A 23915-nucleotide genomic window follows, 5' to 3' on the forward strand; every position below is an offset into this window, starting at 1 on the left:
AATTATTATAGTAAAGCCAGTTGCTTCTTTAAGCCACTGGCGAACACTAGCCTCAGTCCAATGTTGCTAGCGATTGAATTAGGTGAACTTCCTTTGGGTCATAGGGTGTGCCATCATCATTAAGCAGATCATGGAACCAGCGTTGCGCGTAGTTCTCATCACTACGCTTAATCTCAGGCCATGGTAAGTGTGTTTGCGTTTTGCCCTTAACTAGCCCCCATTGATAGCAACCGATTTGTTCCGCCTGAAACACTGGCAGCTGTTCAAGAAGATGTGACTCAGCGTGACGCGCTAACCATTCGGTACACATCATTGGTCGGTTATGTTGTTTAACGATTTCGACAGCTTGTTTGAACTGTTCAAGAGGCAAATAGGCGTGGAAAGTGATGATGTCAGATAGCTCCATCGCTTTCCGATCTGTTGGGTGTTCATAGAGAGGCAAAGATAGGTCAAGAATACTCGGAGCGTGCCAAGCACCAACCGTCAAAGGTTGTACGGGTTGTTCTTCACGCGCCCACTGGAATGCTTTTTCCATCAATTCATGACTATAACGCTCCATCTCTTCATCGAAAGCAAGCTCACCAGAGGTGGTAAAAATCATTCGGTTAGTTGGCTCGTTATATAAATCCCAAATAACGATGCGTTCATCGGTATTGTAAGTTGAGATAATGTCACGAATATACCCTTCAACCTCTCCCCATTGAGACTTGTCCATAACAACATTACGGCCTGGACTTGCTGCTGCTTGGCTATTGTGAAGCTCTGGTACAGGTAACTTCTGCTCGCCAAGATATGGATGGTCACCAGAGAAACCGCAGTCATCCATTGGAGTCATCATTACTTTGATTTTGTTTCGCTCACAAATATCAAGGAAACGGTCAATCCTTTGATGTAAACCTTCGCGATCGACTTGCCACACAATAAACGGCAGATTGGTCCTTAGCGTGTTATACCCCACGCTTGCCGCCCACTCGAGTTCTTGCTCCATGATCTCAGGGTCAAAAGTGTTTGCCTGCCACATTTCCGTCCAGTTCACAGCCGTACGAGGTAAATAATTAAAGCCACGCAACCAACCATGAGTTTCTTGCCATTGCCACGCTTTCTTTTCAGACCATCTTTGCATCTTACTCACCTTGAATTAATAAGATTAATAACTTAACTAATAATATTAGCTAATATATTTATTAGTTATTTCAATTAAAGATAAAAGCAATGAATACGTGTTATGCGTCACATCTACTAGAGGATCATTAAGGCATTCTGTGATCACGATCTTTCGAAGGTGCATTTAAGTAGGCAATTCGCTAATATATAGCTAATAAAAATATTGGCAGAGACAGAATGACGAAAAGTAAAAAGATCACTATGAGTGACATTGCTGCAGCAGCGGGCGTATCACAACCTACCGTATCGTTAGTTCTCAATGGCTCTCAAACGGTAAAAATCTCAGAAGCAACGAAGCGCAAAGTTCTCGATACTGCGAAAGAATTGGGCTATCAAAGCAAGAAGGTCGCTCATGCGTTAGGAAGGTCGAAGAAAATTGCTATGGTCGTCAATGGGCTAACCAGTTACGATCCTTTCATAGACGCTGTCAATACGGCGAGAGAAGAAGCGTGGAACAACGACTATCTACTGATTACCTTTAGCTACAATCACGATGAAATACTCGCCAATAAAATAGAAACAGAGATCAACAACGGTGATTATGCGGGGCTTATTTATGCATCGAGCATGACACGTGAGCTTTCAACGCAAAGAGTACAAACTCACCTACCGACGGTTTTACTCAATTGCACCATGAGCGATCAGCAAAACACGCCATCCATCCTACCAGCAGATATGATCGGAGCTTATAAAGCCATCAAGCACCTAACGAATCAAGGCTACAGACGAATTGCTATGTTAGCTGGAGAGAGTTGGATGTATGCATCGACACAACGTATTGATGGCTACAGACAAGCGCTTATTGATGCGGATATTATTCCTAACGAGGATTACGTCTTAGAGGCCAACTGGTCCCTCAAAGAAGCTTACGAGCAAACAAATCGTTTACTGGATTTGGCTATTCCGCCCGAAGCTATATTTTGTAGTAGTGATTATATGGCGATGGGCTGTTACCAAGCGATTGCTGAACGTCAATTAAAAATCCCTAAAGACATTGCAGTTGTTGGTTATGACAACCAACAAATTGCCTCAGAGAGCTTCCCAGCACTTTCTTCTATTGAACTGCCTTACGCTGACATGGGTAGGCTGGCTGTAGATAATATCCTTGCACAAATCCAAGAACAGCCGTTACTGTCGCAAATACGAAAAGTCGAAGGCGAACTGATTGTTCGTGCTTCTTCCACCAAGGCATAAAAAAAGTGAGCAGTTGCTCACTTTTTACTAGGCAAGTTACTTCACCAATACACTAAAACTTGAAACGATAGGTGGTTTGATGTTGGTAGTTTTCTCCTACTTCAAGTACACCATTGCTGCTCCCCCATTCTGGGCGATTTGGCCCATCAGGGAAGAACTGGGTCTCAAGAGCTAAGCCATCAAGCTTATCGTAAGTACGGCTTAAGCCAGGTGTGCCATCAAGGAAATTACCCGAATAGAATTGTACTGCAGGCTTGGTGGTCAGGACTTCCATCAAGACATCTTGCTCAGGGGATTCCAATGTCGCCACCACAGCGCTGCCATCAGTGAGCTTGGCGTCAAACACAAACGCATGATCGTAACCACCTGCTGTGATTTGGTCCTGCTCCGACAGAAAATCTCGACCCACTTGCTTCAGCACTGTGAAGTCAAAGCTGGTTCCCTCTACCGGTTTTAGCTCACCAAGAGGGATCAAATCCTCTCTAGTAGGTAGATAGGCATCAGCAAACATTTGCAGTTTATGATCCGTGCTCTTCGCCTTACTAGATTCGCCAGCTAGGTTGAAATACGCATGATTGGTCAAGTTCATCGGCGTTGTCCTATCGCAAGACGCCTGATAAGTAATCTTCAACGCATTATCGTCAGTTAGCTGGTATTCAACTTGAACCTTAGCCGTACCAGGGAAACCTTGATCACCATCTTCCGACTGTAACGACATAACAAGAGTTGATTCAGTGTGCGAGTCGATACTCCAACGACGCTTATCAAAACCCTCTACACCCCCATGCAAAGCGTTTTCGCCATTATTACAAGTGACTTGATACGACGTGCCACCTATCTCGAATTGCCCTTTATCAATTCGATTGGCGTATCTCCCCACCACTGAACCAAAATAAGCCCCTTGCCTCATGTGCTCAGCCATATTTGGCGAACGCAACAACACTTCACGTTGTTCCCCTGGCAAAGGGAGCGAGCAACTCAGCCACGTTGCTCCGATATCCATAAAAGAAGCCGTCATACCAGATGCATTTTTAAGGTGGATCACCTTTGCAGGCAGTCCATCAAATGACGCTGATTGGGTCATCGCGTCTTCAATCGTACTAAAATGCTCGCTTGTGGTGATCATTGTGAGACAACTCCTGCGCCATCTTTTGCTTGGCAGACATAAATCGACTCTTTCAAACCTGTAGCCGCTTCATATTGCTCTGCAATAGCCGTCGTAACTGCTTCTACAAGCGTCGGTGGGATAAGAGAAACCACACAACCACCGAAACCACCGCCAGTCATACGCACACCACCTTGGTCGCCGATTACCGCTTTAACGATATCAACAATGGTGTCTATCTCTTTCACTGTGATTTCAAAATCATCTCGCATCGATGCATGAGACTGTGCCATTAGCTCACCCATACGCTTCATATCACCAGTACTTAGTGCTTTTGCCGCCTCAACCGTACGATCGTTTTCAGTAATAACGTGACGAGCACGTTTAGCCACCATCTCATCCAACTCAGAGACACGATCATTAAATTGCTCAATAGTGACATCACGCAACGCTTTCACACCAAAAATGCGAGCTGCTTCTTCACATTGCTCACGACGAGTGTTGTATTCACTGTCGACTAAGCCACGCTTTTTGTTGGAGTTAATAATCACAACTGCCATATCTTCTGGCATTGAGACTGCTTGAGTCTCTAAGCTACGACAGTCAATCAACAATGCGTGATTTTCTTTACCTTCGGCAGAAATAAGTTGATCCATGATGCCGCAATTACAGCCCACAAATTCATTCTCTGCTTGCTGGCCGTTAAGTGCGACTTCAGCTTGCGTGATCTCTAAGTTATAAAGCGTTTTAAATGTTTGACCGATAACCACTTCTAGTGCCGCAGAAGAGCTCAGACCTGCGCCTTGCGGTACATTGCCAGACACAGAAATGTCCGCGCCACCAATTTGATAACCACGAGCCATTAAGAACTTAACCACACCGCGGATGTAGTTCGCCCACATCTTGTCTTGTTGGAAAGTAATCTCTTGAGTGATATCAAATTCGTCAGTGGCATCCTGGTAATCCACAGACACAACGCGGACGAGATTATCGTTACGCTTAGCGGCCGCAACTACCGTTTGATAGTTAATGGCACACGGTAGGACAAAACCGTCATTATAGTCGGTATGCTCACCAATCAGGTTTACACGACCAGGAGCTTGGATAACGTGTGTCGGCTTGTAGCCCAGTACGTTTTCAAAAGAGTTCGCTACGTTTTGGATTAGGTCTTTCATGTTTTCGTCTCTCAATACCTGATGTTGGTTTGCGTACCAACTAATGCGTTCGGCACGCAGCAACATCAAATTCTTAAATTATTGTTGTTTGTAATGAACGTCGCTCAATGCTCTTAGACGCTCTGCTGCTTGCTCAGCGGTTAAATCACGCTGCGATTCGGCCAGCATTTCATATCCCACCATAAACTTACGAATGGTTGCAGAGCGCAATAATGGTGGATAGAAAATAGCATGCAGCTGCCAATGCTCTGTGCTCTCACCTTCATCAAAGAATGGCGCGTAGTGCCAACCCATGGAATAAGGGAATGAACACTCAAATAAGTTGTCGTAACGAGACGTCAGCTTCTTAATTGCTACCGCTAAATCGTCTTTTTGTTCTTCACTAAGTTCACTCATGCGACGAATGTGTGTCTTAGGGAGCAACATAGTTTCGAATGGCCACGCCGCCCAGTATGGGACCACTGCAAGCCAGTGCTCTGTTTCTACTACCGTACGGGCACCGTCTTGCATCTCCGCAGTGACATAGTCCACCAGCAGGTTTGAGCCTTGTTGCTGATAGTATTCGCGCATTAAGCGATCTTTTCGTTCAATTTCATTAGGAAGAAAACTGTTCGCCCAAATTTGGCCATGAGGGTGCGGCTGTGAGCAGCCCATTGCTTCACCCTTGTTTTCAAATGCTTGAACCCAAAGGTATTCTTTGCCCAATTCTTCAATTTGCTCATTCCAAGTATCAACGACACAACGAAGCTCTTGGGGGCTAAGCTCAGGAAGCGTTTTACTGTGGTCTGGCGAGAAGCAGATAACGCGACTTAAACCGCGTACCCCTTGGGTTTTAAACAACGGATTGTCTGATTCAGGAGCATCCGGAGAATCTGGCATCAAAGCCGCAAAGTCGTTACCGAACACGTAAGTGCCTTTGTAATCTGGGTTTACATCACCAGAAATGCGCTCGTTGGTCGGACACAAAAAGCATTTCTCATCGTAAGTTGGTAATTGAACGTGAGAGACCTCTTCATTCTGACCACTCCAAGGGCGCTTAGCACGGTGTGGCGATACTAGGATCCACTGGCCTGTGAGAGGGTTATAACGGCGATGTGGGTGATCTACTGGGTTAAATTCAATGCTCGACATAATGCTTACTCAATAGTTAAATTCTAAAAATCAATTGGATAACAAAGCGGTCTATTCGCTGTCATAACCATTAGGATTGTTTGACTGCCAATGCCATGAATCAGCGGTCATGTCTTGCAGTGTACGTGACGCTTTCCAGTTTAAATCGGCTTCTGCTTTGGCCGTACTTGCCCAGCACTCTGCAATATCACCAGGACGGCGAGGCTGCAAATCATAAGGAATAGGCTTACCACAAGCTTTCGCAAAAGCATCCACCATCTCTAGTACACTGCTGCCTTTGCCGGTACCAAGGTTATAGATATGCAATCCAGACTTAAGACCAACGGCTTTTAACGCAGCGATGTGACCATCCGCTAAATCCATGACATGAATATAATCGCGAACGCCAGTGCCGTCTGGGGTTGGGTAATCATTACCAAACACCGCTAACTTTTCACGGCGACCAACAGCTACTTGAGCAATAAATGGCATCAAATTGTTCGGAATACCTTTTGGATCCTCGCCCATAGTGCCCGACGGATGTGCGCCAACTGGGTTGAAATAGCGCAGTAAGGTAATGCTCCACTCTTCATCCGATGTGAATACATCGCTTAGGCAGCGCTCGACCATAAACTTGCTGGTGCCATACGGATTAGTCGTATTGCCAACAGGAGACGTTTCGGTGATAGGTACTACTTCTGGATCACCATAGACTGTGGCAGAAGAGCTGAAGATAATACTCTTCACGCCTGCTTTTCTCATTGAACGTGCAAGTACTAATGTGCCATTCACATTGTTGTCATAGTACTCGATAGGTTTGGCAACAGACTCACCCACAGCCTTGAGACCAGCAAAATGGATCACCGACTGAATTTCATTTTCCTCAAAAATACGGTCAAGTAGTGCTTCGTCGCGAATATCACCCTGATAAAATGTCGGTGCTTGACCCGTTAATGCTTCAATGCGTGATAGCACGGCTTGATTCGCATTACACAAGTTATCGATGATGATAGGTTCGATACCACTTTCCAGCATTTGAACGCAGGTATGACTGCCGATATAGCCCATTCCACCCGTCACTAGTACTTTCACATTACACTCCTACGTTAAACTCTGATTATTGAGCGAGTTGTTACGCGAATACGCTCGTTATTCTCAAACTGAGGAAATTGTAGCAATAGCCAGCAAGATCGATCTGTGATCAAGCGCAAAAAGTGTAAACGTTTACACTAATTTCAATAAAAAACAGCTACTGATAGCGTAAAAGTGGATATGAACACCTTTAGTTAAGGAACCTAAACCCAAAAACCAAAGTTAAACGATTACACAAATTTAACCAATAGCTGTGAAAAGGAAACAAAAAGGCGCCCGAAATGGACGCCTATTGGAAGTTACTTCTTGTTCGCGTACTTCATTGAGTCAAGTGCGACCGCGAAGATAATGATGGAACCTTTAATGATGTACTGCCAGTACGGACTCACACCAATATAAGTCATACCATAGTTGATAACGGTGAAGATAAGAACACCGGTAACGACCCCGGCGATACTACCGACACCACCTGCAAAGGACACACCACCCACCACACAGGCCGCAATGGCATCAAGCTCGTAGAGGAAACCTAAGTTGTTGGTGGCACTACCGATACGGCCAGCTTCTAACATACCGCCGAAAGCGTAGAATACACCAGACAACGCGTACACTTTTAACAGCGTCATTGGTACGTTAACGCCCGATACTTTCGCAGCTTCCGGGTTACCACCCACTGCAAAGATGTTTTTACCAAAGACCGTCTTGTTCCATAGAATCCACATAAAGATGATGGCGATAATGGCGTAGAAGGTTATGTAGGAGAACCTAAAATCTCCCATCCGTATAAAACCTTGCGTGAACACAGAAAAGCGCTCATCGAAACCTGCAATCGGTGATGCACCTACAGAGTCGTAGTAAAGAGAGTTAATACCATAAACGATGATCATCGTACCTAGAGTAGCGATGAACGGTGTTACTTTGAGGTAAGCAACGATGATACCGTTCACTAAACCGATGATTGCACCGATAGCACAAACAACAAGGATAACCGCAACAATTGGCACTTCACCAATGCTTGGGAAAACCTTGTTTACGTTATCAACGGATTGCAGTAACGTCGCGGAGACCACCGCTGCTAAACCAACCTGACGGCCTGCAGAAAGGTCAGTACCCTGAGTCACAATCAAGCCAGCCACACCCAGAGCGATAATGACACGCACCGAGGACTGAGTCAGGATGTTACTGAAGTTACGTAAACTTAAGAAAGACGGTTCTTGAATCACGATTACCGCTAACAAGATAAAAAGAACCGCATAAATAGCCCCTTCTTTGAGGTGCTTTAGTGCAAATGTTTTTACTGAGTCCATAATATTTTTCCTAGAGGTAACGAGAGGCCAGCTCTAAAATTTCATTCTGAGTAGTATTCTTCGTCTCGACGACACCAGCAGCACGACCATTACTCATCACAAGAATTCGGTCGGTGATACCCAATAGTTCCGGCATTTCTGAAGAGATAATGATGATGCCTTTGTTCTTCTTCGCTAACTCTAAAATAAGTTGATAGATTTCGAACTTCGCACCAACGTCGATACCACGAGTTGGTTCATCAAGCATGAGAATTTCAGGTTGCGTTAACAACCAGCGACCAATGATGACCTTTTGTTGGTTACCACCAGACAGTGATCCAATCGCCGTTTCATGACCCGGCGTTTTCACGCTCATTGAATCAATCACCCATTGAGTGTCACTTTTCATTTTCTTATTGCTTAGCAAACCAGACTTGGTTTTGTATTCCTCAACGTTCGCCACTAAGGAGTTAAAGGTAATATCAAGATTGCCGTAGATACCGGTCGAGCGACGCTCTTCGGTAACCAAAGCAAAACCATTGTTGATCGCCTCATGCGCATCTCGATTTCGCATCTCTTTGCCGTTAAGCAAAATGGTGCCTTCGCTGCGCTCTCGAACACCAAAAATGGTTTCTACGATGTCAGTTCGTTTTGAACCCACCAAACCTGCAACCCCTAGGATTTCGCCGGCTTTAAGTTCAAATGAAACATCTTGAATAGAAGGTTGGTTAAGTGCGGTGAGATTTTTGACCTCAAGAATCGTTTCTTTAGGTACATTACTTTTTTCTGGGAAACGCTGCGTCAGTTCACGACCTACCATCATGGCGATAATAGAGTCCATAGTGAGACCTTCAAGAGGGCGCGTATCGACCCATTGACCATCACGGAGAATGGTGATGTCATCACAAATGGCAAAGATCTCTTCCATTTTGTGTGAGATATAAACAACACCGCACCCTTTATCTTTCAATTTCTTGATGATAGTAAACAGGTGGTTTACCTCTTTCTCAGTCAGAGAGGAGGTTGGCTCGTCCATGATCACGATTTTTGCATCGTAAGAGAACGCTTTAGCGATTTCCAACATCTGCATTTGTGATACCGATAAGGTATTCACTTTCACTTTAGGATCGATATTGATGTCGAGTTCTTTAAAGATCTCTTTGGTATCATGGTACATTTTGTCGTGATCGACAAAGAGGCCTTTCTTTGGATAGCGGCCAAGCCAAATATTATCCATAACGGTACATTGAAGTACCTGGTTCAATTCTTGGTGAACCATTGAAACCCCAGATTCCAATGCTTCTTTTGATGATTGAAAATCGACATGCTTTCCTAGGAAAACAATATCGCCTTCATCTTTTTCGTATATTCCGAATAGGCATTTTAGTAACGTCGACTTACCCGCCCCATTCTCACCCATTAACGCATGAATAGAGTGTGGTCGAACTTTAAGATTTACCTTGTCTAATGCCTTAACCCCTGGGAAAGACTTACTCACCCCTGTCATTTCTAACAGAAATTCATGCTGTTGATTTTCCATGGCATCACTTATTAATTATCTGGTATTAGGTAGAAATCAGACAAAACAATCCCATACCAATAATTTTAATGATTGGTATCGATATGCTTGGTAGGGATTAAGGGAGAAGTTATCACTTCTCCCTTATTTGCGAGATTATTCTAGAGTTGACTTATCAACGCCAACATAAGGAACACGTACAACTTTGTTGTTCAGTTCCCACTGAGTGCCTTCAGTTGCCGCTTTGCCATTTGCTAGGTTACGAGCCAATTCAAATGTTGCTTTTGCTTGAGAGTCTGCATCGTTAAGTACAGTACCCGCCATTTCACCAGACTTGATAAGCGCTAGTGCTTCCGCTAGAGCATCAACACCGAACACTGGGATATCAGCACCCGCACCTTTCAGAGCTTCTACTGCGCCCATTGCCATACCGTCGTTGTTAGCAATAACCACTTCAATCTTGTTACCGTTAGGGCCTGACAACCATGCATCCATCTTATCTTTCGCCATCGCTGTATCCCACATGCCTGTATCCATGTGTAGCTCTTCAGTCTTGATGCCGTTGTCATTGATAGTTTTTACAGAGTACGTAGTACGTGCTTCTGCATCTGGGTGACCAGGTTCGCCTTTAAGAAGAACATAAGATAGAACGCCGTCGCCGTTCTTATCCCAAGATGGATTCGCTTTCCATTGCTGAGCAATTAAGTCACCTTGGATGATGCCTGACTCTTTAGAGTCAGTACCTACATAGTAAGCCTTATCATAGCTTGCTAGTGCTTTAGCACTTGGTTCTTTGTTATAGAAAACAATTGGCACGTCATCCATTTTCGCTTTCTGGATGATAGTTGGTGCCGCTGCAGGGTCAACTAGGTTGATAGCAAGCGCTTGAACGCCACGAGCAAGCATTACGTCAACTTGGTCATTTTGCATAGACTGGCTGTTCTGAGAATCGTTCATCAGGATGCGAGTATCGCTGTCTTGGCCTGCTTCTTTCTCGATAGCTTGGCGAACTACAGACATGAAGTTATCGTCGTACTTGTAGATAGTAAAACCTACTGTTGTGCTTGCAACTGCTTGAGTTCCGAAGCCCATACCAGCACATAGCGCAGCTAGAAGAGTTAACTTTTTCATTGAACAAGTCCTATTTGTTAATTTTATAGTGTTTGTGTAGGGGATAAAAACGTTATTGTTTGACTAAATTGCATTCAAAGTGAAAACGTTTAACCCAGAGTATAGTGATAAAATGAACAATTAATGTGAGGAAGTTAAAAAAATTTACAAACGTAACAACATCTGTAACGAGTTGTTTAATTTGTTTGAAATGGTTAACACATCATGTAAAAACAAGCTCTCTGAACGTTTCATAGTGTAACATCGAGATCTTGGTCTCCTTTTTTACCGAATTTTGCTGCTGTAATTCTTACGCATTCTCGATCTTCTATGAGAACGTTTACAATAGTTCGAAATATGTCAAACTATCCCCTACCTTTACTAGTGGTATTGCGTTTACTCTATTTGAGAGTACACTTGCCGCCCCTTTAATCAGCTCCTCTATTTAATTAGGCGTAATCGAATGTCTGAAAATGCTTCAGCGCTCAGCAAACGAATGAATATCGTAGCGTTGACTTGGCCAATCTTTATTGAAGTTTTGCTAAGAACCGCACTTAATACCACGGATGTGTTTATGCTCAGTGGGTACTCCGACTTAGCGGTATCCGCTGTTGGTGTTATTACCCAAATTACTTTCTTCTTGATTGTTGTTTCCATGATGGTAAGCAGTGGTACAGGAATACTTATCGCTCAATACAACGGCGCATCCAAATTCAGCGAGTCTGCACAAACTGGTGTTGCCAGTATCCTGTTAGCGGTAGTGGTCGGTGGCGTTCTCAGTCTGTCACTGTTTTTAGGGGCGGAACATTTTATCGCGCTATTTGGTCTTGAAGATCAAGTAGCAGCCTTTGGTTACGAATACCTGATCATCAGCGGCTCCATGACGTTCAATGTCACCATAGGCATAGTACTGACTACAATATTGCGTAGTCATGGTTACTCACGATCCCCTATGGTTATCAACCTCATCGCTGGGGTGATTAATATCGCCGGTAACTATGTAGCGCTGTACCAACCATTTGGGTTGCCAGTCTTTGGCGTTAGTGGCGTTGCGACTGCGACAGTAGTCAGCCAAGTGATCGGTACCTTATTGATGATCTGGGTCGTTCGTAAAAAACGCATTGAGCTGCCATTTAACCAATGGCGCGAGATCCCTAAAGCACTGTACAAAAAGATTATGAAGATCGGTGCCATGAACGCCGGAGAAATTCTCTCTTACAACATGGCGCAAATGACCATCGTATATTTCGTGGTGCAGATGGGAACCTCCTCCCTTGCCGCTTACACTTACGCACAAAACATCACTCGCGTGTCGTTTGCTTTTGCATTAGCTCTTGGGCAAGCCGGACAAATTCAGGCCAGCTACTTTATCGGTAAAGGCTGGATCGATGACATCTTAGGCCGAGTTCAAAAATACTATTTAGTGGGTCTAATCGCATCGACTGGTATTGTTGTACTGCTGTTTCTGTTCCGTTATCCATTGATTGATCTGTTCACACAAGATAGCGAAATTGTTGTTTTAGTGGCACTGCTTATTGGCGGATCAATATTTGTCGAGTCTGGACGCGTATCCAACTTAATATTCATCGCCGCACTCAAAGGTGCTGGCGATATCAAGTTCCCTGTAAAAATGGGGATCTTGAGCATGTGGGGTATTGCGGTTCTGTTTGCCTATCTGCTTGGCATTCATTGGGGCTATGGCGTAATAGGCGCTTGGATTGCTATTGGTATGGATGAGTGGGTTCGCGGTATCGTAATGATTCGACGCTGGCGCTCTAAAGTATGGACACGCTTCGCCTTGACGTAGCGGATAAAAAGTAGCGGATAGAAAAATGGGCTAGCGATTGCTAGCCCATTTTAGTTAGATGTTCGAAATACAAAGTGAATCTAAGAAGATATGGCAATCTTCTACATTGAAACTCAGATCCAACTCATCACCACGAACCACTTCAAAGTCACCTGAAACGTGCACTCGATAGTTATCAAAGCCCGCTACCATACCAAACAGGTATGTGCTGTTCCCCAAGCGCTCTACTGCTTGTGTTGAGAAATGAAGCTTCTCCTCACCAGAGTTATCCAAAGCAATATGCTCAGGACGCAGACCAAAGCTCACCTTATCGCCTTCTTTTACTTTAGACGTATCCACCTTGACCTTAAGAGACTGCTCATCTGGTAATGAAATGGTAATGCTATCATCACCAACACTGGTAACGTGTGCAGGTAGCATGTTCATCTTTGGCGAACCGATAAAACCAGCCACAAACTCGTTAGCTGGACTGTTGTAGAGCTCAAGCGGAGAACCCACTTGCTCTACTTGACCATCACGTAATACGACAATCTTATCAGCTAGGGTCATCGCCTCTACCTGATCGTGGGTAACGTAGATCATCGTGGTATCAAGCTCACGGTGCAAACTGGCAATTTGCAAGCGCATGTCTACACGCAGTTCGGCATCAAGGTTTGATAGAGGCTCGTCAAACAAGAATACTTTTGGATCACGAACAATCGCACGCCCAATCGCCACACGCTGACGCTGACCACCTGACATATCTTTAGGTTTGCGATCCATAAGATGATCAAGTTGTAGGGCTTTTGCTGCGCGGTCAACTCGCGTTTTGATTTCGTCTTTAGGGAAGCCATTCATCTTCATCCCAAAGCCCATGTTCTCCTCAACCGTTAAATGCGGATATAGCGCGTACGATTGGAATACCATCGCAATTCCACGCTCAGCCGGGTCAACATGGTTCACCACTTTGTTATCAATTTCTAAAACACCATCGGTGATCTCTTCTAGACCAGCAATTAGACGTAGTAGCGTTGATTTACCACAGCCCGATGGACCGACAAAAACAACGAATTCGCCTTTTTTGATATCAAGATCCACACCGTGAATAACGGTTGCATCACCATAGCGCTTCACTACATTGGAAAGTTTAATATCTGCCATGTTCTATCCTTTATTCTTTTTGTTCGCTTGCTAAGCGTCTACTTAGCAAGCGAAGTTCAATCTCTATGAATGATGAAACGCTATGCGTGCGCTGACATACGCAGCGTCAACTGATAGCGATATTGTTCAGCAAGCAACTTGAATTCTTCATGAACGCTTGGTGTCCATGAGTCATCACCGCCCACACCCATATGGAAGCCATCAACGCGCACAAACAGTTTTCCGCTGTCCACCAATTCATTGGTATGTTTCGCTGCTTTCATCACTTCAGTGCTATAGCGACTGACGGAGAGGTGGTGCTCACCAGTAATCGATAACGCGCCAATTTGGCTCTGTTTAACATCACTGCGTAGGCCACAATCAGTTGGGAATATATAGGGCGTATGCATCTCTTCAATAGACGCTTGATAACGTCCCATATGCGCCGCCAGTTTTCTATCGCTGTAGTTTTCAAAAGGACCACGTCCATACCAGCTAACTGAATCGATTGTGTTAGCAAGTGCTAACTCCATACCGACTCGAGGCAGTGATGGCAGACCTTTAGCCGCGTTGACCGTTACATCTACGTTGACCTCACCATCATTGAAGACTTGATAAGTCCATAGTGTTTCAAACACTAACTGCCCTTCAAACGTATGAGCGTAGCGAGATTCTACTTGGTGGTATTTGCCACGAGCAAAGTGGTCAAAGCCAATACATTCGGCCGTCAACGATGGCAGACCTGCCGCATCCCAACGAGCTAGCCATGTTGTTGGATCCACTCGGTCAGCTTCACTGGTGCCGATGTCATTATCCAATGGCGCACGGTAGAAGTTATCTTTTGGCGCTTGCAGTAACGACTCTTGTCCTGCCACTAACCAAGACGTTAGATACCCTGTTGCGCTATCAAACGTAATAGACTGCTCACCCGCGGTCAGCGTCAAAGTATCACCTTTCACTACTGCATCAGGCAAACCAGAATCGTTACTTAGTCGCGGTGCTAGACCAAACTTCGCAGGCAGGGTTATTTGTTCAGCTGACACAAGATGACCAGCTTCAGACCATGTGGTTGCTGAGGTTTTTACAATCTCAACATTAAGATGGTAATCACTACCTAACTTAGTTTCTGGTAATGCTTCAGCTAACTGAATATCAAGATGACCTTCTGGAGAGATAATTAACTCCGTAGAGCCTTGAGCAATGGCAAAACCATCTTCTGTAATAGTCCAGTTTAATACCTCATCGCTTGGCGATGTAAATAGGTACTCACTTTCTACTCGAATCACTACAGGCTCAGTAGAGCGAAGAGTAACTTGATGGAATTGCTGCGCCTTTTTCGCTTCAAACAAAGTAGGATGCACGGTGCGGTCAGGGAAAATGAGACCATTGATACAGAACTGTCGGTCATTGATGTCATCACCAAAATCACCGCCATATGCCCAGTACTGAGTACCGTTTTCGTCGGTCTTAGTCAAACCTTGGTCTACCCAGTCCCAAATAAAGCCGCCTTGTAAGCGTGGGTACTCACGGAACACATCCCAGTATTTGTCGAAGCTACCTAAACTGTTCCCCATCGCATGTGCGTATTCGCAAAGGATAAGCGGGCGCTCTTCACCCGGCATTCCAAGCCACTTTTTGATGGCAAGTTTTGGAGTGACCGTTGGGTCGATATGATGACGCTGATCGCTGTCCACACGAGCATACATCGGCACGATAATATCGGTTGCTGCCGTATCGGAACCGCCACCTTCATATTGTACCGGACGTGATGGATCGCGAAGTTTAGTCCATTGGTACATTGCATGATGGTTGTTACCAATACCTGACTCATTGCCTAAAGACCAAATGATAATGGATGGGTGGTTTTTATCGCGCTCAACCAAACGAGTCATTCTACGCATATACGCGTTCATCCATGTGACATCATCTGACAGACGACACATTGGGAACTGACCGTGCGTTTCGATGTTGGCCTCATCAACTAGATATAAGCCGTATTCGTCACATAACTCATACCAAAGTGGATCATTCGGATAGTGTGCAGTGCGCACTGCATTGAAGTTGTATTGTTTAAGCAGTTTGATGTCTTCAATCATGCCTTCACGAGTCATAGTGTGACCCATTTCTGGATGATGTTCGTGACGGTTAACCCCGCGTACCAACAGTGCCTTACCGTTCACCTTCAATTGACCGTCAGTGATCTCAACGCTGCGGAAGCCAACGTTGTATGCTTCACAATCCACCAACTGACCATCTTCGTCATTAAGAGAAATCACTAGACGGTAAAGATTCGGCTCTTCAGCACTCCATTTTTTCGGGTTTTCAATAGTAACCTGATGCTCAGCGACTTCTTGCCACGGACCTTTCTCATCGATGATGCGCTGACCACATAGTGCAGACTTGCGCCCAAAGATGCTATTGCCCAATTCATCAAACAGCTCAATATTGACGCTAAATGGTGAGGCCTTCTCAGTAAGCTTAGTGGTGACGTTTAGCACTGCATCGCGGTAGCACGCATCAAGCTCAGTGTTAACCTGTACATCAGCAATGGCTGTTTTTGGCTTAGTGCGCAGAGTAACGTTACGGAAAATTCCACTCAGCCACCACATATCTTGATCTTCGAGATACGAACCGTCAGACCAACGAAGAACCATCACTGATAATTGGTTTTCACCTTCAACGACAAAGTCAGTCAGGTCGAACTCAGCCGCTAGACGACTGTCTTGAGAATAACCAACCCATACTCCATTACACCAGATATGAAATGCCGAGTTCACACCATCGAAAGTCACGGTTTGGCGCTCATCAGCTTTGACGCTGTCGAGTGTGAATGACACACGATACAACCCTGTTGGGTTATCCTGCGGCACGATTGGTGGGGTATCAGCAAACGGATACTTAACATTGGTATAGATAGGTTTATCAAACCCCTGCAGTTGCCAGTTACTTGGCACTTGAATCGCGTCCCATTGACTGTCGTCAAACGCAGTTTCAACACACGATGCTTCAACCTGCTCCGGTTGAGAGAACAACTTAAATTTCCATTCACCGTTTAGCGAGCGCATATTCTCAGACGGTTGGTTCTCTTTTGCAGCAACTTCACTGTGAAACGCATTAAGCGGCGCATGTGCGTCCAGAACGTTATGATGCGTTACATGCTGGTTTTCCCACTCTCTAGCGGAAATTACTTGATCGAAAGTTCTCATTCTAAACATCTCACTATTTCACAGAGCCAGTCATACCGGCCACAAATTGCTTCTGCATCAAAAAGAATACGGCTAGGGTTGGAATGGTTGCCACCACAGTCCCCACCATAATGATGCCAAAATCAGGGAAGTAGGCTGACGACAAAGAGGACAGCACTAAGTTAATTGTTTTTAGTTCGGCGGATTGCAATACAATCAACGGCCATAAGAAGGCATTCCACGACGTCATAAAGACGATAATAAAGGCAGCCGCGTACGTGGTTTTCATCACGGGCATATAAACAAACAGGTAGATTTTCCAATCTTTCACACCATCAACTCGCGCCGCATCAATTAGCTCTGATGGGAACGCTTTAGTACATTGGCGGAAATAGAACACAATGAATACTGAAGCAATGGTCGGCAGCATCACTGCAAGGTGAGTATCCAACAGACCTGCCTTCGCCATTAGCGTGAACAATGGAATCATCAGCGCGGCAAATGGAATCATCATTGTCAGCAGCATGGCACTGTAAACACGGTCACGTACCTTGCTCTTATACACTTCAAAACCATAACCAGCCATGGATGAGATTAGCAGCGTAAACAGCGTACTAATAATGGCAATCTTCGAGGTATTGTAGAAAATTAGCCAAAGGTCAATTTGCTCATTCAATTTAGCTAAGTTAATCAGTAATTGGTCACCAAAAGTGAATTTACCCGTATTAACCTGAGTCGTTGTGTTAGTACTGGACACAATCATCCAATAAAACGGAAATAATGAGACTAACGAGAATATTGATAGAAATGCGTACATTAAACCACGCATCGCTTTGTTTTTATTATTCATTATTTATCCCTCGCAATTCTAAATTGAAGCATTGCTAGAATAGCGGCAAAGAATACGATGACGTACGATACCGTTGCTGCATAACCGAAGTTTGGAACAAACTTAAATGACAGGTCATAGATATACATAGATAACGTTAGAGTTTCATTCGCAGGACCACCAGCGGTAATATTCACCACCTCATCAAATAACTGCAATGTACCAATGGTCGACATAACCGTAGTAAATAGGATTACTGGCTTAAGCAAGGGAACCGTAATAAAGAAGAACTGTTTAATAGGACTCACACCTTCAATACGCGCAGCTTCATAAATTGACTTATCTATGTTCTGCATTGCAGACAAGAAGAAGATCATGTTATAGCCAGTCCAGCGCCACGTAATCGCAATAATAATGGTTACTTTGGCCCAAAATGGGTCAGCCATCCATGGAATTGGGTCGCTTACAATGCCTGTCCACATAAGGAATGAGTTCACAATACCTTCATACGCAAACATACTCTTAAATAGAATCGAGTAAGCTACCAAGGAAGTAACACATGGTAGGAAAATCGCTAAGCGGAATAGGCTTCTGAATTTAAGATTTGGTGAGTTTAAACAAGACGATAATGCTAACGAAAGCAAGATCATAATAGGCACTTGAATAATCAAGAAAATAAACGTATTCGAGAGTGCTTTTAAAAATACAGGATCGTTAAATAAACGAGTTACGTTGCCAAAACCAACGAACTCCATAATAACACCACGTCCAGAGTGCATGGCCATCCAAAGTGAATTCACTATTGGGTAGATCATAAATAAGGACACTAATATGACGGCAGGTAAAACGAAACCCCAGCCATTAATATCATAAAAACGCTGAAAGCTATTTTTATTGTTTTTGGAGTTAGACTTAATCGTCTTGACTAATTCACTCATAATGACACCAACAAAGAGAAGAAAAGGCCCCCACCCTGACTCGCAGCAGAGATGGGGGCAAAGGAAAAACGATTATTGAATTTGATATTTCAGTTGTTGCTCAACACTTTCTAAGACTTTGTCGATTGGTGCACCTTGCATGATTGAAGGCATCTGCGCTGCAATCGCAGCATCGACTTCATAGGTGTACATACCATAGTTAACCGCTGGAATTTCAGCAGCCCACTTGTTGAAGTCTGCGTAAATCTTTTGGTTATTGAAGTAGCTATCTTCATATTGGTAGGCTTGTGTGTTACCAGCTGGTAAGTAAGAACCTACTGCACCTTGCTTCTTAAGAATTTCGTTGTAGAACTCTTTGTCTGAGCCAAAAGTTTGATTTAAGAAGTCGATGGCTGTATCTGCTTCTTTCGATGCACTCAATACATACCAGCTTGAACCACCAAGGTTAGAGCTGTTCACTGCTCCTTCTACATTCAAGCGTGGTGTTGGTGCGACCGCCCATTTACCTTCTTGACCTTCACCAGCTTTCACTGATGCTGTAATCCAAACACCAGTCGTAATAGAAGCAACAGCGCCGCTATTTACCGAACCAACCCACTCAGACCAGCCAATGGTAGGACGCGCGATTTCTGTCGTATGAAGATCACGGAAAATCTTAATGCCTTCTTCAAGCGCTTTGTTGTTAGCAATGTTTAAGCTACCGTCTTGGTTGAAGTACCAACTGCCTGCACCTTGAATCATGACGCGCAGCAAACCAAGGTCAGATGGATTATTACCTAGCATGGAAACACCAGTTTTCTCTTTCACTTGTTTGCCGATTTCAATGAAACGGTCCCAAGTAATATTTTCCATGTCCTTAGCGCTGAAGCCTGCTTTTTCAAGAATATCAGTACGGTAGTAAAGGCCTGATACCCCAGTATCAAATGGTAGGCCATATACTTCATCGCCGACGGTCATTACATTCACTTTGTACGGAGCAAACTTAGTGTAATCAACGACATTTGTCATAGGAGCAAATGAGCCAGGATATGACTGTAAGTATTTCTGAGCATTGTAATCTTCAATCAATACCACATCAGGCAATGCCGACGTGATTCCAGACGCTAGCATAGTATGCAGCTTCTGTTCGATATCCGCTTTCGCAAAATCAACGACTTTAATGTTTACATCTTCATGCTTCGCTTCGTATTTCTCGGCAGCTTCTTGCATGATGGCCACATTAAAGTTTGGATCCCATGCCCACACCGTGATGTCTTTCGCGAATGCTGTTTGACTGAAACAAGCTAGACCTACTGCAGAGGCCACTAATCCTTTAACCATTTGCTTCTTCATAACTGTTATTCTCATTTTTTGTAGGGGTTTTTGCTTCCATTTGGAAACGTTTACACAGAGAAATTAGCATTTATTTTTTAGAATTAAAGGGGGAGAGATGGGATTTTTGATCTATTGTAGCTAGAAATTGCTTAGGTTGTGGGTCTGATCACTTTCTTAACAGAATTGTTAGCAGTTAGCCTCCATATGCAACTAACTGCTAAATTTGGATACGTTAACAATTGTTACAGCGCAAACTTGTGTAATCCTTACCACTAAAGTGTGGTTTCATGCAGCGACGATAAAATGGCTTCATATATGGTGTCTTTTAGCCAATGAATTTTATCGCTCATGTGCGACTGCTTCTTCCAAATCATAGAGATATCAAAATCAGCCACGGGCACTGGTGGTGGAGCGGATGTAAGGTTAGTTTGAATCAGGTTAATCTTGGCCATTTTTTCGGGCACTATCGCAAACATCTCACGACCAGTAACTAAACGCCCTATCGTCAGAAAGTTTCGCGAGACGGCAGTGACTTCACGGGATAATCCAATTGACTCTAGCTGCTTATCGACGTTACTCGTGAAGTTACCCTCCGGACTGACTAAGCAATGCGGCAGAGAGGCGAAGGTCTCGATATCCAATTCGCCAACCTTCACCAAACTACTGTCATAGATACAGACATGTTTTTCAGTGTAGAGCTTTTGCGCACTAAACTGCTGCTCTAAATCGGGGATACTACCGATGATAATGTCTAAGTTTTCCTGCTCACTGACTGAACGGTAATTGTGTCGATTAACATTGATGAAACTGACTTTCGCGCCAGGGGCTTGTGACACTATGGCGTCATAAATAGTTGGAGCAAAGATAAACTCCGCGTAATCAGTTAATCCTATTTTGCAGATTCCGCGATAATTCTTTGCCAAGAATTGTTCTGTGGGTAACACGTTAAATTGCACCAGATTTAATATCTGTTCTACCGTTGGATACAGCTCTGTAGCTCGCTCTGTCGGTACCATTTGATGACCTTTGCGTTCAAAAAGTCGGTCCCCACACAAAGTTCGTAACTTAGATAAACTGTGACTCATTGCTGACTGACTGACAAAGCTCCTCTCTGCCGCTACAGACACACTGCGTGTTTGGTAAAGGTGAAAGAATACGATCAACAAATTTAAATCAATGCGTTTCCAATCAATCTTCTCTCGTCCAGTTTCACTCATAGTATCTATCAAATCTATTAATTTGAATCATTATAGATGAGTCAGTAGCATCGGCGCTAATCGAAATTGTTATTTTCATAAGATAGGTGCGCAGGTGTCTACGTTAAGCAAAGAAACCACAAACAACCACTCAAACAGCAATGAGTCATTGTTTGCTATATTTAAGATCTTTTTCGCTCTAGGATGGGTCAGCTTTGGTGGTCCCGCAGCTCATATAGGTTATTTCCGCAATACCTTTGTTGAGAAACTCAATTGGCTAAGCGATGAAGAGTACGCTCAAATTGTTGCTTTAAGCCAATTTCTACCGGGCCCAGGTTCAAGCCAAGTCGGTTTTGCTGTCGGTTATCAACGCGCAGGCATTGGCGGCGGTATCATGGCATTTCTTGGCTTCACACTGCCATCGGTAATCCTTATGCTAGCCCTTGCAGCATTGAGTAGTCAGCTCACTGAATCCAGTTACTTTCAGAGTGTGGTGCACGGCCTAAAACTCCTCGCGGTGTTAGTCGTCGCTGACGCCACATGGGGTATGTATAAGAATTTCTGCAAGTCTAAACTCACTGTTTCTATTTGTATCGCTACTGCCATTACACTGCTTTTGTTCCAAAGTATTGCTGCGCAAATTCTGGTTTTAGTTTTAGCAGCTCTTTTAGGCGTTCGATATCTCGCAAACACAGAAACCGTAAATACCTCCAGTAAACTGTCTTTCTCTGTATTGCCATTAGTCAGCTTCGTCGTACTTCTTGTTGCTTTACCATTTATAGGTCAATGGTCGTCATCGATAGCACTTTTCTCCGATTTCTACCAAGCAGGCAGTTTGGTATTTGGTGGCGGTCACGTAGTTCTTCCTCTGTTACAAAATATTGTGGGCGATCAATTAACGCAAGACGCTTTCTTGACGGGTTATGCCGCAGCGCAGGCAGTGCCAGGGCCAATGTTCACTTTTGCTACTTACATCGGTTATGAGCTAATGCCTTCGGCACCAGTATGGGGAGCGATTGTTGCAACACTTGGTGTATTTGTTCCTGGCTTTTTGCTCCTTATCGGCGTGTTAAAAAACTGGCAGCAGCTCGCTAAAATACCGGCGATTTCTGGTGCATTAGTGGGCGTAAACGCCGCCGTAGTTGGTTTGTTATTGTCTGCCCTCTACCAGCCTGTCTTTGTTAGCGCTGTTTTTGATGCAATGGATCTTGCTTGGGTGCTTTTAGGTGCACTCCTTATGAAGCAGTTTAAACTGCCTATCGTTTGGATGGTGGTGTTCTTTGCTTTTGCAGGGTTACTATCACCAGCCGTGGTAAGTTTAATCTAAATCAATTATCACTCTGATTTTAGGTAATATTTCTCGTCAGATTTTCAGCTTAGTCATACACTAATTAATGAGGGGATTTCCCCTCATTGCTGTTTCAATTCAATAAAAGGGTTTTATATCGACAAGCAGTGATTAGGTGCTAAAACACCTACACAAACAGGGGGTGAGTTATGAGAAAGGACTGCTCTATTGGGAGCCATCATCGGAGTTCGAGCCGAGGCTCTATTAATGATGAATTAAAACGTGCCCATCATGCTATTAGCCTTCATGCTCCCGAAATCGTTAGGATCTCTGTCGCGCTCTTCGATGCCCAGCATGCTAGGTTGAGTACATTTGCACATAGTACATTACAAGGAGAGCCCCTGCTTCGATACAGTGCTCCTATTAGCGCTAACTCCGCGCTTGGACAACTGGCCTGCAAGCATAAACATCGCGTCATTAATGACCTTTCATCAGCTATTACCAATTCATCGCAACACTCACGTTGGTTGTTACAACAGCCTTATGCGGCCTCATTAACCTTACCCGTCCTCAACGATGGTCACTTTACTGGGTTACTATTTTTAGATGCAAATCAACCTCAGTTTTTCGACAATACTACGGTTGAACAATTAACCTCTTGTACCAATGAGCTCGCTAAAGCGGTCAACGAACAGCGCAGCTACGTCAATGCCATGGCTGATATGGGCTATACCGTTCGTAGTACCAATTTCGAACATCTAGATGAGAGCCTCGATCATGCTTACCGAGTCGGTCAGTACGCAAGGCTCATTGCGCTGCAAGTGGCTGAACTGTATCAACTCGATGATGAAACCATCGACTATATCGTGCACTTTGCAGAGTTACACGACATAGGTAAGTACTCTTCATTGAGTTCGAAACAGAGCTCTCCGTGGCAAGAAATGTGGCATAGCAATGTCGCAATGCAAGGACAAATTCAACAAGGGCTGAACTTAGTCAACCAGCTCGCAAAACAGATCCACGATCGGCAGCCAACCAGCATGACACTGTTAACAGATATCATCCAATATCATCATGAATATTTAGATGGTTCAGGTGCCCCAAACGGACTAAGTCATGCCGAAATTCCTATTGCTGCTCGTATTGTTACCGTTGCTAACATTTTTGATGCCCTAACCAGTCACCGTCATTACAGTGAATCTTGGTCCTTGATCCATGCATTATTGGAACTAGAAAAGATGGTCGCACTCGGCAAGATTGATAGCAATTGTGTGCACGCATTGCGCTGCCAGCAAGACGCAATCAAGCTTGTTATGTATTCCACACATATTCCTTGGCATTAAAATCTTATTGGACAATCTAAATCCTTATATTCCACTTAACTCACATTATTGGAGCTTTTGCTCCAATAATGTGCTTGAGCCCACAATAATCCGTCATTAGCATCTTGCGGTACTTACCCATTGTGACTAGTATTGTAATGT

At 44.2% G+C, this 23915-nt stretch carries 18 protein-coding genes; 4 read left to right on the forward strand and 14 right to left on the reverse strand.

Annotated elements, in window-relative coordinates; all coding sequences use genetic code 11:
• Positions 1–52: 52 nt before the first annotated feature.
• Complete coding sequence (locus tag L2W36_RS00720; RefSeq protein ID WP_236109108.1) at positions 53–1123, reverse strand: cellulase family glycosylhydrolase; 1071 nt, start codon at positions 1121–1123, stop codon at positions 53–55.
• 218 nt (positions 1124–1341) lie between these two features.
• On the opposite strand from L2W36_RS00720, the gene L2W36_RS00725 reads away from it, so the two are divergent.
• A complete protein-coding gene (locus L2W36_RS00725) occupies positions 1342–2358 on the forward strand; it encodes a LacI family DNA-binding transcriptional regulator (RefSeq protein WP_006071920.1) in 1017 nt (338 codons plus the stop codon).
• Positions 2359–2410: 52 nt separating this feature from the next.
• On the opposite strand, the gene galM is transcribed toward L2W36_RS00725, so the two are convergent.
• The 7 genes from galM to mglB form a co-directional block, all read right to left on the reverse strand.
• The gene (gene galM, locus L2W36_RS00730; protein ID WP_236109109.1) at positions 2411–3484 is read right to left on the reverse strand and encodes a galactose-1-epimerase; all 1074 of its coding nucleotides are present in this window, start codon (positions 3482–3484) and stop codon (positions 2411–2413) included.
• The gene (gene galK, locus L2W36_RS00735) at positions 3481–4638 is read right to left on the reverse strand and encodes a galactokinase (RefSeq protein ID WP_171391547.1); all 1158 of its coding nucleotides are present in this window, start codon (positions 4636–4638) and stop codon (positions 3481–3483) included. Before galK ends, galM begins: the two co-directional genes overlap by 4 nt.
• A 78-nt stretch (positions 4639–4716) precedes the next feature.
• Positions 4717–5769: a galactose-1-phosphate uridylyltransferase gene (galT, locus tag L2W36_RS00740; protein WP_171389012.1), complete on the reverse strand. Its 1053-nt coding sequence runs from the start codon at positions 5767–5769 to the stop codon at positions 4717–4719.
• Positions 5770–5820: 51 nt separating this feature from the next.
• On the reverse strand, positions 5821–6840 hold the full coding sequence (gene galE, locus L2W36_RS00745; RefSeq protein WP_236109110.1) for a UDP-glucose 4-epimerase GalE: 1020 nt from the start codon (positions 6838–6840) through the stop codon (positions 5821–5823).
• A gap of 299 nt (positions 6841–7139) precedes the next feature.
• Positions 7140–8147, reverse strand: coding sequence for a galactose/methyl galactoside ABC transporter permease MglC (gene mglC, locus L2W36_RS00750; RefSeq protein WP_006071930.1), 1008 nt, complete (start codon positions 8145–8147; stop codon positions 7140–7142).
• A gap of 10 nt (positions 8148–8157) precedes the next feature.
• Complete coding sequence (gene mglA, locus L2W36_RS00755) at positions 8158–9666, reverse strand: galactose/methyl galactoside ABC transporter ATP-binding protein MglA (protein ID WP_006071932.1); 1509 nt, start codon at positions 9664–9666, stop codon at positions 8158–8160.
• 135 nt (positions 9667–9801) lie between these two features.
• Positions 9802–10776 (reverse strand): galactose/glucose ABC transporter substrate-binding protein MglB, encoded by a 975-nt coding sequence (gene mglB, locus L2W36_RS00760; RefSeq protein WP_006071934.1) that lies wholly within the window; start codon positions 10774–10776, stop codon positions 9802–9804.
• 442 nt (positions 10777–11218) lie between these two features.
• Between mglB and L2W36_RS00765 the strand changes: the two genes are divergently transcribed.
• A complete protein-coding gene (locus tag L2W36_RS00765; protein WP_038225461.1) occupies positions 11219–12562 on the forward strand; it encodes an MATE family efflux transporter in 1344 nt (447 codons plus the stop codon).
• A 54-nt stretch (positions 12563–12616) separates the two neighbouring features.
• Here L2W36_RS00765 and L2W36_RS00770 read toward each other — a convergent pair whose 3' ends face one another.
• The 6 genes from L2W36_RS00770 to L2W36_RS00795 form a co-directional block, all read right to left on the reverse strand.
• The gene (locus tag L2W36_RS00770) at positions 12617–13702 is read right to left on the reverse strand and encodes an ABC transporter ATP-binding protein (RefSeq protein WP_236109111.1); all 1086 of its coding nucleotides are present in this window, start codon (positions 13700–13702) and stop codon (positions 12617–12619) included.
• 80 nt (positions 13703–13782) lie between these two features.
• A complete protein-coding gene (locus L2W36_RS00775; protein WP_236109112.1) occupies positions 13783–16887 on the reverse strand; it encodes a beta-galactosidase in 3105 nt (1034 codons plus the stop codon).
• A 13-nt stretch (positions 16888–16900) separates the two neighbouring features.
• Positions 16901–17716 carry a carbohydrate ABC transporter permease gene (locus L2W36_RS00780; RefSeq protein WP_006071941.1) on the reverse strand — a complete coding sequence of 272 codons (816 nt, stop codon included), beginning with the start codon at positions 17714–17716 and terminating at the stop codon, positions 16901–16903.
• The gene (locus L2W36_RS00785) at positions 17716–18633 is read right to left on the reverse strand and encodes a carbohydrate ABC transporter permease (protein WP_006071943.1); all 918 of its coding nucleotides are present in this window, start codon (positions 18631–18633) and stop codon (positions 17716–17718) included. Before L2W36_RS00785 ends, L2W36_RS00780 begins: the two co-directional genes overlap by 1 nt.
• 72 nt (positions 18634–18705) lie before the next feature.
• Complete coding sequence (locus L2W36_RS00790) at positions 18706–19965, reverse strand: ABC transporter substrate-binding protein (protein WP_006071952.1); 1260 nt, start codon at positions 19963–19965, stop codon at positions 18706–18708.
• A gap of 254 nt (positions 19966–20219) precedes the next feature.
• On the reverse strand, positions 20220–21164 hold the full coding sequence (locus tag L2W36_RS00795) for a LysR family transcriptional regulator (protein WP_236109113.1): 945 nt from the start codon (positions 21162–21164) through the stop codon (positions 20220–20222).
• Between the two features lie 148 nt (positions 21165–21312).
• Between L2W36_RS00795 and chrA the strand changes: the two genes are divergently transcribed.
• Both chrA and L2W36_RS00805 read left to right on the forward strand, forming a co-directional pair.
• Positions 21313–22470, forward strand: coding sequence for a chromate efflux transporter (chrA, locus tag L2W36_RS00800; RefSeq protein ID WP_236109199.1), 1158 nt, complete (start codon positions 21313–21315; stop codon positions 22468–22470).
• 170 nt (positions 22471–22640) lie between these two features.
• On the forward strand, positions 22641–23774 hold the full coding sequence (locus L2W36_RS00805) for an HD domain-containing phosphohydrolase (RefSeq protein ID WP_236109114.1): 1134 nt from the start codon (positions 22641–22643) through the stop codon (positions 23772–23774).
• The last annotated feature ends 141 nt before the right edge of the window (positions 23775–23915 follow it).

Origin of the sequence: Vibrio sp. McD22-P3 (assembly GCF_021568915.1) — a bacterium.
GTDB classification, from domain to species: Bacteria; Pseudomonadota; Gammaproteobacteria; order Enterobacterales; family Vibrionaceae; genus Vibrio; species Vibrio mediterranei.

Excerpts from the sequence above, each read along its gene's own strand:
- galK (WP_171391547.1), bottom strand. The coding sequence starts at position 4,638 with ATGAAAGACCTAATCCAAAACGTAGCGAACTCTTTTGAAAACGTACTG.
- galM (WP_236109109.1), bottom strand. The coding sequence starts at position 3,484 with ATGATCACCACAAGCGAGCATTTTAGTACGATTGAAGACGCGATGACC.
- L2W36_RS00795 (WP_236109113.1), bottom strand. The coding sequence starts at position 21,164 with ATGAGTGAAACTGGACGAGAGAAGATTGATTGGAAACGCATTGATTTA.
- L2W36_RS00780 (WP_006071941.1), bottom strand. The coding sequence starts at position 17,716 with ATGAATAATAAAAACAAAGCGATGCGTGGTTTAATGTACGCATTTCTA.
- L2W36_RS00765 (WP_038225461.1), top strand. The coding sequence starts at position 11,219 with ATGTCTGAAAATGCTTCAGCGCTCAGCAAACGAATGAATATCGTAGCG.
- mglB (WP_006071934.1), bottom strand. The coding sequence starts at position 10,776 with ATGAAAAAGTTAACTCTTCTAGCTGCGCTATGTGCTGGTATGGGCTTC.
- galT (WP_171389012.1), bottom strand. The coding sequence starts at position 5,769 with ATGTCGAGCATTGAATTTAACCCAGTAGATCACCCACATCGCCGTTAT.
- L2W36_RS00720 (WP_236109108.1), bottom strand. The coding sequence starts at position 1,123 with ATGCAAAGATGGTCTGAAAAGAAAGCGTGGCAATGGCAAGAAACTCAT.
- L2W36_RS00725 (WP_006071920.1), top strand. The coding sequence starts at position 1,342 with ATGACGAAAAGTAAAAAGATCACTATGAGTGACATTGCTGCAGCAGCG.
- L2W36_RS00770 (WP_236109111.1), bottom strand. The coding sequence starts at position 13,702 with ATGGCAGATATTAAACTTTCCAATGTAGTGAAGCGCTATGGTGATGCA.
- L2W36_RS00785 (WP_006071943.1), bottom strand. The coding sequence starts at position 18,633 with ATGAGTGAATTAGTCAAGACGATTAAGTCTAACTCCAAAAACAATAAA.
- L2W36_RS00775 (WP_236109112.1), bottom strand. The coding sequence starts at position 16,887 with ATGAGAACTTTCGATCAAGTAATTTCCGCTAGAGAGTGGGAAAACCAG.
- L2W36_RS00790 (WP_006071952.1), bottom strand. The coding sequence starts at position 19,965 with ATGAAGAAGCAAATGGTTAAAGGATTAGTGGCCTCTGCAGTAGGTCTA.
- mglA (WP_006071932.1), bottom strand. The coding sequence starts at position 9,666 with ATGGAAAATCAACAGCATGAATTTCTGTTAGAAATGACAGGGGTGAGT.
- mglC (WP_006071930.1), bottom strand. The coding sequence starts at position 8,147 with ATGGACTCAGTAAAAACATTTGCACTAAAGCACCTCAAAGAAGGGGCT.
- L2W36_RS00805 (WP_236109114.1), top strand. The coding sequence starts at position 22,641 with ATGAGAAAGGACTGCTCTATTGGGAGCCATCATCGGAGTTCGAGCCGA.